We start from the raw sequence: 12,927 nt of genomic DNA on the forward strand, positions 1-12,927 counted from the left end.
AGCAGAGCAGGCTCAGGGCTACTGAAAGCCCGCTCCGTACCGCTTAGCGGTCGGAGCCGGGTAGTTTACACGCCCGTCCATTCCAAGCCCCGCTACAGCTATCTGCAAAACTATCCGCTCTCTCCCACCCCCAAGGCAACAACAGGCGGTCAGGGAAAGAGCGGTCTAGCGGGCCTTCAACTGGAACCTGACTGCCGGGAGGAACTCCAAGCGAGCCAGAACGTGAAGACTCTTCAGCAGACTGAAGGATCTAAGTTCAGACCGTTAGAGAACAGCCCCGGCGCACAGCCGGCTGAACCCAACTTGACGACCCTTACAACTACTACTATCTGGCATCCGCAGGAACCTCCCTTACTAAACGACACCCTGAGACTAGCACAAATCTTTTCTTGTTTTCTCGATCAGGGAGTTCATGCGGTGGTTTGTTGGAGCCGTTTGAGAGCTCCAGGCGCTCTGGGTGACCGTGGGCTTCGGATCCCCTGTCCCACAAGAGGGGTGAGGGATGGACTGCTGAGGATGAGGCGACAGCGTAGGATAGAGAGACGCCCTTTAGGTTGCTCGAGTTGCCGTGGACTACAAAAGTACCCTCAACCTGCCCCAAACTCAGTTTCCCATGCGGGCAGAGGCCGCCAAGAGAGAACCCGCCATTCAAGCCTTTTGGCAGGAAGAGCAAATCTACCAGCGCCTTGCCGACCACAATCCTGGGGATCCCTTTGTCCTGCACGATGGACCGCCCTACGCCAATGGCGATATCCACATGGGCACCACCCTCAACAAGATCCTCAAGGACATTGTGAACAAGTACCACATCCTGCAGGGGCGCAAGGTGCGCTACGTGCCCGGCTGGGATTGCCACGGCCTGCCCATCGAACTGAAAGTGTTGCAAAGCCTCACCCCGCAGGAGCGGGAAAACCTCACCCCTCTGCAGCTGCGACAAAAAGCCAAGGAGTACGCCCTGCACTACGTTGATGTGCAGCGGGCCAGTTTTCAGCGCCTGGGGGTATGGGGATCCTGGGATCGGCCCTACCTGACGCTGTCGCCGGAGTACGAAGCCGCACAGATTGAGGTGTTTGGACAAATGGTCCTCAAGGGCTACATCTACCGCGGCCTCAAACCCGTCCACTGGAGCCCCAGCTCCCAGACGGCTCTGGCGGAAGCGGAGCTGGAGTACCCTGACAACCACATCTCCCCCAGCATCTACGTGGCCTTTCCCCTGCAGAGCCTCAGCCCGGCGGCGCAGCCGGTTTTGGAGCCTTTCATGCCGGGCCTGCGGGCAGCCATCTGGACCACCACCCCTTGGACGATCCCGGCCAACCTGGCTCTCTGCTTTAACCCCAAGCTCACCTATGCAGTGGTGGAGTCTCCCCGCTTCGGCCTGCTGTTGATCGCCGCCGATCTGCGGGAGCGGCTGGAGAAGGTTCTGGAGACGCCTCTGGAGATCAAGGCTACCCTGCCGGGATCCGCCCTGGAATACAGTCAAGGACGGCACCCCCTCTTTGACCGCGCCAGCCTCTGCGTGCTGGGGGACTATGTCACCACCGAGTCCGGCACCGGCATTGTGCACACAGCTCCGGGGCATGGGGAAGATGACTTCAAAACCGGCCAAAAGTATGGTCTGCCCATTCTCAGCCCTGTGGACGATCAGGGGAGATTTACCGCCGAGGCCGGATCCCAGTTCGTCGGGTTGGATGTGCTCTCCAAGAAGCCGGAGACCAGCGGCAATGCTGCTGTCATCCAGGCTCTGCAGGCTGCGGGGGCTTTGCTCAAGGAAGAGCCCTACAACCACAAATATCCCTACGACTGGCGCACGAAAGAGCCAACGATTTTCCGGGCCACCGAGCAGTGGTTTGCGTCTGTAGCTGGCTTCCGGGAGCTGGCCCTGCAGGCCATTAAAACCGTGAAATGGATCCCGGCCATCGGGGAGAACCGCATCACTGCTATGGTGTCGGAGCGCTCGGATTGGTGTATTTCCCGCCAGCGGGCTTGGGGTGTGCCCATCCCCGTCTTTTACGACGAAGAAACCGGCGAGCCCTTGCTCACCGCCGAGACCCTCGACCACATCAAGGCCATCTTCGCCCAAGAGGGATCCGACGCCTGGTGGAAGCGCCCGGTGGAGGAGTTGCTGCCGGAGAAGTACCGCCACAATGGCCGCACCTACCGCAAGGGCACAGACACCATGGACGTGTGGTTTGACTCCGGCTCCTCCTGGGCAGCGGTGGCCAAGGCCCAAGGGCTGGGCTACCCGGTGGATCTGTATTTGGAAGGCTCCGACCAACACCGAGGCTGGTTCCAATCCAGTTTGCTCACCTCCGTGGCCGTCAACGGCCATGCCCCCTACAAGGCGGTGCTCACCCATGGGTTTGTGCTGGACGAGAAAGGCCAGAAAATGAGCAAGTCCCTGGGCAATGTCATCGATCCGCTGGTGTTAATCAACGGCGGCAAAGATCCCCAGACGGATCCCGCCTACGGGGCGGATGTGCTGCGCCTGTGGGTCTCCAGTGTGGACTACTCCGGGGATGTGCCGCTGGGTAAGACCATTCTTGGGCAAATGGCGGATGTATATCGCAAAATCCGCAACACAGCTCGCTTTTTGCTGAGCAACCTCTACGACTTCAATCCAACTCAGGATGCCGTTCCTTTTGCAGCCTTGACGGAGCTAGACCGCTACATTTTGCACCGCCTGCACGAGGTGGGATCCGAGATCGGCGAATCTTTTGCCAGCTATCAGTTCTACCGCTTTTTCCAGGCGATTCAGAACTTCTGTGTGGTGGATCTCTCCAACTTTTACCTGGATATTGCCAAGGATCGCCTCTACATTAGCCATGCCCAAAGTCTACGGCGGCGCCAATGTCAAACGGTGCTCTCCCTGTTGCTGGAGAACTTGGCCAAGGCCATCGCCCCCGTTCTCTCCCACCTGGCCGAAGAGATTTGGAGCCATCTGCCCTATCCCAAGCCCACCCGTTCGGTGTTTGAGGGGGGGTGGATGAAGCTGCCGGAGCACTGGCGGGATCCCCAGTTGGCGGCCATTTGGGAGCAGCTGCGAGAGGTGCGCCAAGAGGTGAACAAGGCTCTGGAGCAAGCCCGTACCGGTCGCGTTAGCGGGACGGAGTCCTTTAAGCCCATCGGCGCTTCCACCGAGGCCAAGGTAATCCTGAAGGTAGCGGATCCCAGCCTATACGCTCTTTTGCAGGAGCGGGCTGCCGAGTTGCGCTACTTGTTCATCACCTCACAGGTGGAACTGGAGAAAACCTCAGGTCAAGGCTTGGAGGTCTCTGTTTTTCCGGCTGACGGCCAAAAGTGCGTGCGCTGCTGGAACTATTCCACCCGTGTGGGGGAATTTGCCGAGCATCCAGAGCTGTGTGAGCGTTGCGTAGCCGCTCTGGCCGGGGAGTTTTGAATTCGGGACCCCGTCCCGCTGGCGGGAAGGGATCCCCCTCTTTGAATTGGCTCTTTCTCCGGACAGGTCTTGTCGGCCTTCTTCAGGATCGAGGGGTGGAGCTGCCGGAGGGGATCTCCTCAACATGGGTGTGCAACACCTTGCCGCACAGGGTTTTCTCCAGCCAGGGAGTCGCTGGCGATCGGGAGTGGAGGGTGGCAACAGAAACCGTCCAGGGGTGGGTGGGATCAAACAGCACCCAGTCGCTGTGGGGGGTAAGGGTGGGCGGATCTAGGTTTAGGCAGCGGGCCGGGTACAGGCTGAGGGCAGACCACAGTTGCAGCGCCGTCAGGGATCCCGTTTCTACCAAATGGTGCCACAGCAGCGGCAGGGCCAGCTCCAGGCCCATCGCCCCCGGCGGAGCATCGGCAAAGGGCAGGGTTTTCTCTTCGTAGGTGTAGGGGTGGTGATCCGTCGCGATCCCCAAGTTGCCGGAACGGATCCCGGCGATCAGAGCCTCTCGGTCGCCGGCGCTGGGAAGAGGGGGCAGAAGGCGAAGGTGGGGATCGTAGCGGTGCTCAAAGACGGCCTCTTCGGACAAGATCAGGTGCATCCAAGTGGCGCTGGCGGTAACCGGCAGTCCTTCGGCTTGGGCCTGTTGGATCAGCTCCAGGCTGCGGGCTTGGCTCAGGCGCATAATATGCACAGGCGGAGGGGAAGGAACGCTCCTGATCACCTCCAAGAGACGGGCCAGAGCGGCAGTTTCGGCACTGGCAGGGATCCCTTTCAGCCCTAGGCGCAGCGCCCAGATCCCTTCGTAGAGGCTGCCTTGCCCGGCCAAGGTGGGATCCCAGGCCCAGAGCAGCAGGGGTTTCTTCCCCAGCCGCAAATACTCCAGAGCCCGCCGCAGCAGAGCCAGGGAGCGCAGCGGCTGAACTTCTGCAAAACCAACTGCTCCCGCTTGCGCCAGTTCTCCCCAGGGGGTTGGAGTTTCTCCTTGGCCACCCACGCTCAGGGCAGCCCAGGGCAGCCAGCGGGGATCCCCCAATTGGCGGGGGTAGCGGTTCAGGTGTTCCGGGTGATCCAGCACCGGAAATAGGCCGGTTCCAGGAAGGGGGGTGGGCAGAAGCCCCACCTGGGTAAAGCCTCCCGCCAAAGCCGCTGCAGCCAAAGAGGTCAGGGTTTCCCGACTGTGGGCCAGAAAGTGCTCCGCACCGCTTACGCGACCGCTGCCAACCATCTCGCCGCTGTGGGCATACAGATCCAGCAAACCCGGCCCCACCACCCAGCCTGAGCCATCGATGGTGGGGATGTCGGCAGGGATCCCTGCCGGCTCGGTGGCCCGCAGACGACCCTCCTGCAACCACACATCGGTTACTTCATCCCGCTGGCGCAAGGGATCCAACAGGCGCACTCCCTGGAGATGCACATTTTGTCCTGTTAGTCGTCCTGTTAGCTCGCGGAGAGGGGATGAGCCCATCTTTACAAAGCTCCAGCGGTGGTGCAGTCCAAGATCTGGCCCGACAGATGGGTGGTGAGGTTCAACACCTTCAAAACCGGGGCACCCTCCTTGCCTTCTGGATAGTCGATCACCGTAATGGCGCCATTCCCCTGCTTGAAGATCCAAAAGGCTTGGGGGGAAAGGTCAAACAACTGACAGATGATCGCCTTGTTGATGGCATCGTGGGCAACAACAACCGCCGTGCCCTGAGGAAACTGGGCTGCGGTGATGGCCAAAAGCTCCTGCCAAGCGGAGCGAGTGCGCTCCCACACCTGGTGAAGGTTTTCCCCATTGGGCATCTGCACACTGGCGGGATCCCGTTGCCAGCGCTCCAGCTCGCCGGGGTATTCGGCTTCGACTTCGCTTTGCAGCTTGCCCTCCCAGTCGCCGTGGCAGATCTCTTGCAAGTCGGGCATTGGGCGCAAAATGAGGTTGCTGTGGTTGCTGCAGATGGCATCGGCTGTGGCCCAAGGGCGCTTCAGGGGGCTGGAGAAGGCCAGTTGCAGGGGTTGAGTGGCCAAAAATTCTGCCACCTTGGCTGCCTGTTCCTCCCCGGTGGCATTGAGGGGGATATCCCGCTGCCCCTGAAAACGGCGCTCTCGGTTCCATTGAGTTTCCCCATGCCGCACCAGCAAGATGCGCATCCCCTGCTTGCGCTTGGGCAGGGCTGGGCCGAGGTGAGCGGTGATGTTCAGAGATTCCAGTTGTGGCGGCCCCTGCAGGCCCTCGGGAAAATTGAGAACGCTGATGGCGCAGTTATCCTGCCCAAGGCGGTGATAGTGGTGTGGCCCCAGGCCGATGGCGGTGCTGACCAGGGCGCGATTGATGCCGCTGTGGCCCACGATGAGGATATTGAGGGTCTGCCTTGGGGAGGGATCCGCTCCATGGTTCCAGAGGCCTGCAGCCGATTGCAGATGGAAAGCCAGCATTTCCCAAAACCCCTGCGCCTGCTGCCAGAGATCCCGCACCGGAAAGCGGCCCTCTAGCTCCAGGGTGTCGGGATGGTGCCGCCACAGGTGGTAATCTTCGGGGTATTTCTCCTGCACCTCGGCAAAGGTCAGCCCTTCCCAGGCCGTCAGGTCGATCTCCCGCAGTTGATCGGTAACGTGCAGAGGGATCCCTTCTCGGTCTTTCAAAATGACGCGAGCGGTATCGAGGGCGCGAGACAGGGGGCTGCAATAGGCGCAATCCAACGGGATCCCGGCCAGGGCCTCGGCTACACGCTGCGCCTGCACTTCTCCAGTGGGGGTGAGCCGGGAGAGATCGGAGCGGCCTTGAATGCGATTTTCCAGGTTAAAGGTGCTCTCACCATGGCGCACGATCAAGATGCGCAGGGCAGGCTGGTCGCGGTAGCGGGACGGAGTCCTTGCCATCGCTTGCATGGACTTACTCATCGCAGTAGCGGGACGGAGTCCTTAGAACACCTTCTAGAGTACCGCCACTGGGCGGCGCTCGCCTTCGTCAATTCACTGGTTGGGCTGCCGACTGAGGCGTATTTGGGCTGGTCGCCGCTTGTGATGGGGGCATCTTTGGAGAATGGCCGCGCTGCGTTTCCGCTGGCAGAGGTTTTGGTTGAATGGACGTTGGCGAAGGGGGCCGGCTTGGTGCTCCTTGCCCTTGTTGTGGTGCTGTTGGCGCAGTTTTTCCCTCCACTGCTCCCTCAGGAGAGCCCCCTGCCACCGATAGAATCCGAGAAGACAAAGTGTAGGATCCCTGAAGGCGGATCCCTCTTGCCTGGACAAGCGCTGCCATGGTTTCTCCACAATTGGCTTGGGATCCCGGATCCCTGACCGAAAGCCCCAACCCGGCTACAGCCGAGATCGACCGTCTCAGCACCTGGGAACTGGTGAAACGGATCAACGCCGAGGATCGGCAGGTGCCGGAAGCGGTGGCTGCTCAAGCAGAGCCGATTGCCCAAGCCATCGATGCCATTGCCGAGCGGATGAGTCGCGGCGGGCGGCTGATCTATATCGGGGCAGGAACCTCAGGTCGGCTGGGGGTGCTGGATGCGGCTGAGTGCCCGCCCACTTTTGGCACTTCCCCCACCCAGGTGGTGGCTTTGATCGCCGGGGGAGAAAGGGCCCTGACCCAGGCGGTAGAAGGCGCAGAGGATGACGCGGAAGCGGCTGCCCGCGCTCTGGAGAGTCTCCACCTCCAAGCTCAAGATAGTGTGGTGGGAATTGCCGCCAGCGGTCGTACCCCCTATGTGCTGGGTGGGATCCAAGCCGCCAGAAGTATTGGGGCGCTCACGATTGGCCTGGCCTGCAATCACCCTTCCCCGCTAACCGAGCAGGTGGACATTGCCATTGCCCCTTTGGTGGGGCCGGAGGTGATCCTCGGATCCACCCGCATGAAAGCCGGCACAGCCCAAAAGCTGGTGTTGAACACGATCTCCACTGGAGTGATGATCCGCTTGGGCAAGACCTATGGCAACCTAATGGTGGATCTCCAGGCCAGCAATGCCAAGCTCAAGCAACGGGCGGAGCGAATGGTGGCCCTAGCCTGCGATCTGGATCCCACTACAGCTGCCCAATTGCTGCAGGCTTGTGATGGAGAGGTGAAAACCGCGATCCTTGTGGCCTTGATGGGGTGCTCTGCTCAGGAAGCTCGTCAGCACTTGCAACAGGCCCAGGGCAACATTCGCCAGGTGCTTGATTCCGTTCTGGCGCAGCGGCGGTGACAATAGTTGAATGGCTTGTCCATGAGCGTTTGCGGCTACCTCTACACGCCTTCCCATGCCCCTTTGCCGGAACAGGAGTTGGCCTGGCTCCAGGGGCGAGGGGCCGATCCCATCCTGCACGATTGGGGATCCCGAACTCATTTGGAGGAGCTGTTCCGGCGCATCACAGCCGGCTGGGTGCAGGAAGTGCTGCTCTTGCGCCTGTCAGATCTGGGGGATCGGGCGGATGAAATCCACGAGCGGCTGCTGCAAATCCAACACTCCGGGATCCGCCTCAGCTTGGTCACCGAATCCGGCCTGCAAACCCCCACCAAGGCTGCCGATTGGATCCCCCTGCTGGCCGAGATCCCCCATCAGTTGCAAAGCCGCCGCCTCTGCTGCAGCCAAGCCCAAAACCGCCTGGCGGGCAAACCCCCCCCTGGCCCTGCCCCCTTTGGCTACCGCCGCGAAGGGGAACGCTACGTGCTGGATCGCCGGCAGGCCAGCATCGTTCAGGATTTTTTCCAGCACTTTCTCCTCTACGGATCCCTGCGGCAGGCGGTGCGCTTCTTGGAGGAAAAACACCACAAGCGGATTTCTGTGGCCACCGGACGCAACTGGCTGCTCAACCCGGTGTACCGCGGGGATCTGGCCTATGCCGACGGCACCACCCTGCGGGACACTCACCCGGCCCTTCTCAGCCGCACGGAAGCCGCCCAGATCGATCGCTGGCTCAAACGCAACCAAGGGATCCCGCGTCGCAGCGCCAGTGCTCCCCGCGCTTTGGCCGGCCTGGTTCATTGCTGCGCTTGTGGCAGCCTTCTGCGCATTGTGCAAACCACCCCTCGCAAGGGGAAAAAGAACGGATCCCCCTACCTCTATCTGCGCTGCCAAACCTGTCGCTACAGCCTCCCCTACACCGAAGTCCTGCAGGAGGTGATCCGGCAGGTGTGCGAACAACTGCCCCAACGCGCCCAGCAACTGGATCGACAAGCCCTCACCCAAGTCCGCCAAGAGCTGCAAGCCCAAATCCAGGCCAACGCCGAGCGGCTGCGGCAATTGGAAGAGCTGCAGCAATCTGGACTAATGGACGAGGCCTCCCTGGCCCAGCGTCGCTACCAGTTGCGAGCAGAGACGGCCCGCTTGGCCCAAAAGCTGGAGCAACTCCCCCCCGCCAACCTCACCCAGACCATCCAAACCCTCTCCATCCCGCCCTTCTGGCAAGACCTCAGCGAGACCGAACGGCGTGCCTACCTGCGGGAATTCCTGCGCAGGATCGAGGTGGATTCTGCAGGAGCGGTGCGAGTTACGTTTGCCTTCGATCCCTGAGAGCGAAGGGTTCCCCCCACCTTCCCCCCAGAATTGAGACCATTCTTGATTCTTTCTCAGCCCAGACCTGCCTCAGCGCCAAGCCAAGAGGACGGGATCAGCGCCATGGCATAGCTGAATCCTTCCCGATTTGGGTGAATTGTCATCTGGAATTGTTTTCTTTTGATCACTGATGAAAGTATATCTAAAACTAAAATCGGGAAAAACATCAAAAATCGACTTGAGAAGCCCTGGGAACTTTCTTAGGACCATTTGCAAGATCTGGGAACCTCTAGCTTTTTGAGGGATCCACCTTTATCCTTCGCAACAGTTCTCAGGGGGCGGGTTGGCTGCCGATAATGTCCCTTGTCTGCCCCATGGAGGAACGCGCTGTGAAATTGGCGGTTTACGGAAAAGGTGGGATCGGCAAATCCACCACCAGTTGCAACATCTCGGTGGCCTTGGCCAGGCGGGGCAAAAAGGTCTTGCAGATTGGCTGTGATCCCAAGCACGACAGCACCTTCACCCTGACCGGCTTTCTCATCCCCACCATCATCGACACCCTGGAAGCCAAGGGCTATCACCACGAAGACATCTACCCAGAAGATGTGATCTACCGCGGCTACGGCGGCGTGGACTGCGTGGAAGCGGGTGGGCCCCCGGCAGGGGCCGGCTGTGGCGGCTATGTGGTGGGGGAAACCGTCAAACTCCTGAAGGAGCTGAATGCCTTCGATGAGTACGACGTCATCCTCTTCGATGTGCTGGGGGATGTGGTGTGCGGCGGTTTTGCGGCTCCCCTCAACTACGCCGACTACTGCCTGATCGTAACCGACAACGGCTTTGATGCCCTGTTTGCCGCCAATCGGATTGCTGCCTCGGTGCGAGAAAAGGCCAAAACCCGCAAGCTGCGGTTGGCCGGGCTGATCGGCAATCGCACCAGTAAGCGGGATCTGATTGACAAATACGTCTCGGCAGTTCCCATGCCGGTTATCGAGGTGCTTCCCCTCATTGAAGATATTCGCGTCTCGCGGGTCAAGGGCAAAACCCTCTTCGAGATGGCGGAAACCGATCCCAGCCTGGAGCCCGTCTGCCAGTACTACCTGAACATCGCCGATGAGCTGCTGGCCCGTCCGGAAGGGATCGTGCCCCAACCTGCCGAGGATCGGGAGCTGTTTGCTTTGCTCTCCGACTTTTACAACACTCCAGCCCGCCAACTGGCCTTGGTGTAAGGGATCCCCTGCCAGCGGGGGCAGTGTGTCCAAAAATGAAGCCACTGTTTCGGAAGACTGTCGCAAACCTTATCAATTTGTTGTCCGATCCGCTTTCCCCCCCAAGATGGATCCTGTAGGGATCTCGCTTTGGGAAGGAAATGGCACAGGAGTTGGATATGCAAGGACAAGAGCAACCCACCGTCGTGATTACCGGAGCTTCCTCGGGTGTTGGCCTATACTCAGCTTTGGCCTTGGCCAAGCGCGGCTGGCACGTGGTGATGGCCTGTCGGGATCTGGACAAAGCCTACCGGGCGGCCCAGCAAGTGGGGATCCCCCAGGGCAGCTATACCCTGATGCAGATCGATCTGGCCAGCTTGGCCAGCGTGCGGCGGTTTGTCGAGCAATTCCGCAACTGGGGCCGTTCCTTGGACGCCTTGGTCTGTAATGCCGCCATCTACATGCCCCTGCTCAAGCAGCCCTTGCGCAGCCCGGAAGGATATGAGCTGACCATGGCCACCAACCATCTGGGGCATTTCTTGCTCTGCCATTTGATGTTGGAGGATCTGAAACGCTCCACCTATCCAGATCGGCGGCTGGTGATCTTGGGCACGGTTACCCACAATCCCAAGGAGCTGGGGGGTAAGATCCCACCCCAACCCCACCTGGGGGATCTGCGGGGATTTGCCCAGGGCTTTAAGGATCCCATCAGCATGGCGGACGGCGGCAAATTTGAACCGGTGAAAGCCTACAAAGACAGCAAAGTCTGCAATATCCTCACCATGCGCGAGCTGCACCGCCGCTTCCACGAAAGCACTGGCATCACCTTCCTCTCCCTCTATCCGGGGTGTGTAGCCACCACGGCTCTGTTCCGCCATCACTATCCCCTGTTTCAAAAACTTTTCCCCTGGTTTCAAAAAAACATCACGGGCGGATTTGTTTCTCAGGAATTGGCCGGAGAGCGGGTGGCCCAAGTGGTGGCCGATCCCGAGTTTCGTCGGTCGGGATTCTACTGGAGCTGGGGTAACCGGCAACGCAAGAATGCCAAGCCCTTTAACCAAGAAGTCTCTGACGAGGCGGCAGACGATGCCAAGGCCAAATTGCTTTGGGATCTCAGCGAAAAATTGGTGGGTGTGCCCCAGTTGGTAGCCCTCTAGTTGGCAACGTTCCCTTCTTTTATGTTTTTAGGAGACGAGCATGAATGCTGCTTTGGATAGTGCCAACGCCCTTAACTTCCAGTGCGAAACCGGCAACTACCATACCTTTTGCCCGATTAGTTGTGTAGCTTGGCTTTATCAAAAAATTGAAGACAGCTTCTTTTTGGTCATCGGCACCAAAACCTGTGGCTACTTTCTGCAAAACGCCATGGGGGTGATGATCTTTGCCGAGCCCCGCTATGCCATGGCGGAGCTGGAAGAGGGGGATATTAGCGCCAAGCTCAACGACTATGAGGAGCTGAAGCGGCTGTGCCTGCAAATTCAGCGGGATCGCAATCCCAGCGTGATTGTTTGGATCGGCACCTGCACCACCGAGATCATCAAAATGGATCTGGAGGGCCTAGCCCAGAAGCTGGAGGGGGAGATTGGGATCCCGATTGTGGTGGCCCGGGCCAATGGCCTCGACTACGCTTTTACCCAAGGGGAAGATACGGTTTTGGCCTCGATGGCTCAGCGCTGCCCAGAGCAGGTGCGGGCAGAGGAGCAGGAAACCCGCGGGGGTCTCCAGGCGCTTTTTTACGGGCTCCGCTCTGGAACAAAGAAAGAGGAGGAAGGCTTCCACAAGCATCCTCCCTTGGTGATCTTCGGCTCGGTGCCCGATCCGGTGGTGACCCAACTCACCCTGGAGCTGAAGAAACACGGGATCCGCGTCTCCGGCTGGTTGCCGGCCAAACGCTATGGGGAGCTGCCGGCCATCGAGCCGGGCACCTATGTGGTGGGGGTGAATCCTTTCCTCAGCCGCACGGCCACCACGCTGGTACGCCGTAAAAAGGCTAAGCTCATCACCGCTCCTTTTCCCATCGGGCCGGATGGCACCCGCGCCTGGATAGAAGCCATTGCCCGCGAATTGGGGATCCCGACGCCAGGCTTGGCAGAGCGGGAAGCGGAAGTGTGGAGCCATCCCCAAGTTCGGGATTATCTGGAGCTGGTGCGGGGCAAGAGCGTTTTCTTCATGGGCGATAACCTGCTGGAGATCTCGCTGGCCCGTTTCTTGGTGCGCTGTGGCATGACGGTGCAGGAAATTGGGATCCCTTACATGGACAAACGCTACCAAGCGGCTGAGCTGGCCCTCTTGGAGCGCACCTGCGAAGAGATGGGGGTACCCAAGCCCACCATCGTAGAGAAGCCGGATAACTACAACCAAATCCAGCGCATCAAGGCCCTGCAGCCGGATCTGGTGATCACAGGTATGGCCCACGCCAACCCCCTAGAGGCACGGGGGATAACCACCAAGTGGTCGGTGGAGTTTACCTTCGCCCAGATCCACGGCTTCGGCAACACCCAGGCTCTGCTGGAGCTGGTGACCCGACCGCTGCGGCGCAATGCTGCCCTCAAAGGCTTGGGTTGGGAGCGGCTGGTGCGAGAAGAAGCCCCTATCTAACCTTCTGGCTCCTCATTGTCAAACAGTAGACCGTCTAGGTGATCCGGCAGTTGCTGCCGGTCGATCCAGACCATGCCCGCCAGAATAGCCTCGGCCTCGTTTTGAAAGTAGCCGTAGGCTTTGGCGCCAATCTCCGGCTCGAAAGAGCCATCTTGCTGGAGCAGCCGGCAGCGAAAGATAAACCCCTTCTCTGTAGCTTGGGTGGTGATGCTGATACATTTACGCTGAACACTGCTGAACATCACTGTTCAACTATGCAGCGATAGCATTCTGTTTG

9 protein-coding genes are annotated in these 12,927 nt (G+C 59.9%); 6 read left to right on the top strand and 3 right to left on the bottom strand.

Going from position 1 to position 12,927, the window contains the following annotated elements:
* Positions 1-613: 613 nt before the first annotated feature.
* Positions 614-3,397 carry an isoleucine--tRNA ligase gene (ileS, locus tag NW840_RS09700; protein ID WP_414343919.1) on the top strand — a complete coding sequence of 928 codons (2,784 nt, stop codon included), beginning with the start codon at positions 614-616 and terminating at the stop codon, positions 3,395-3,397.
* Between the two features lie 82 nt (positions 3,398-3,479).
* On the opposite strand, the gene NW840_RS09705 is transcribed toward ileS, so the two are convergent.
* Positions 3,480-4,856, bottom strand: a complete 1,377-nt coding sequence (locus tag NW840_RS09705; RefSeq protein WP_414343910.1) for a dihydroorotase — start codon at positions 4,854-4,856, stop codon at positions 3,480-3,482.
* Positions 4,857-4,858: 2 nt separating this feature from the next.
* Positions 4,859-6,259: a histidine phosphatase family protein gene (locus tag NW840_RS09710; RefSeq protein ID WP_414343911.1), complete on the bottom strand. Its 1,401-nt coding sequence runs from the start codon at positions 6,257-6,259 to the stop codon at positions 4,859-4,861.
* 368 nt (positions 6,260-6,627) lie between these two features.
* On the opposite strand from NW840_RS09710, the gene murQ reads away from it, so the two are divergent.
* The 5 genes from murQ (at position 6,628) to NW840_RS09735 (ending at position 12,650) form a co-directional block, all read left to right on the top strand.
* Positions 6,628-7,557 carry an N-acetylmuramic acid 6-phosphate etherase gene (gene murQ / locus NW840_RS09715; RefSeq protein WP_414343912.1) on the top strand — a complete coding sequence of 310 codons (930 nt, stop codon included), beginning with the start codon at positions 6,628-6,630 and terminating at the stop codon, positions 7,555-7,557.
* Positions 7,558-7,578: 21 nt separating this feature from the next.
* On the top strand, positions 7,579-8,865 hold the full coding sequence (locus NW840_RS09720; RefSeq protein WP_414343914.1) for a recombinase family protein: 1,287 nt from the start codon (positions 7,579-7,581) through the stop codon (positions 8,863-8,865).
* 371 nt (positions 8,866-9,236) lie between these two features.
* Complete coding sequence (gene bchL / locus NW840_RS09725; protein WP_041437180.1) at positions 9,237-10,073, top strand: ferredoxin:protochlorophyllide reductase (ATP-dependent) iron-sulfur ATP-binding protein; 837 nt, start codon at positions 9,237-9,239, stop codon at positions 10,071-10,073.
* 158 nt (positions 10,074-10,231) lie between these two features.
* The gene (locus tag NW840_RS09730; RefSeq protein ID WP_414343916.1) at positions 10,232-11,209 is read left to right on the top strand and encodes a protochlorophyllide reductase; all 978 of its coding nucleotides are present in this window, start codon (positions 10,232-10,234) and stop codon (positions 11,207-11,209) included.
* A gap of 40 nt (positions 11,210-11,249) precedes the next feature.
* Positions 11,250-12,650 carry a ferredoxin:protochlorophyllide reductase (ATP-dependent) subunit N gene (locus tag NW840_RS09735; RefSeq protein ID WP_414343917.1) on the top strand — a complete coding sequence of 467 codons (1,401 nt, stop codon included), beginning with the start codon at positions 11,250-11,252 and terminating at the stop codon, positions 12,648-12,650.
* Here the strand turns inward: NW840_RS09735 and NW840_RS09740 are convergent.
* The gene (locus NW840_RS09740) at positions 12,647-12,892 is read right to left on the bottom strand and encodes a hypothetical protein (RefSeq protein WP_414343918.1); all 246 of its coding nucleotides are present in this window, start codon (positions 12,890-12,892) and stop codon (positions 12,647-12,649) included. The two genes, NW840_RS09735 and NW840_RS09740, sit on opposite strands and share 4 nt — an antisense overlap.
* Positions 12,893-12,927: the final 35 nt, after the last annotated feature.

The sequence above is a fragment of the Synechococcus sp. R5-13 genome, from assembly GCF_047462015.1.
Lineage (GTDB): Bacteria > Cyanobacteriota > Cyanobacteriia > Thermostichales > Thermostichaceae > Thermostichus.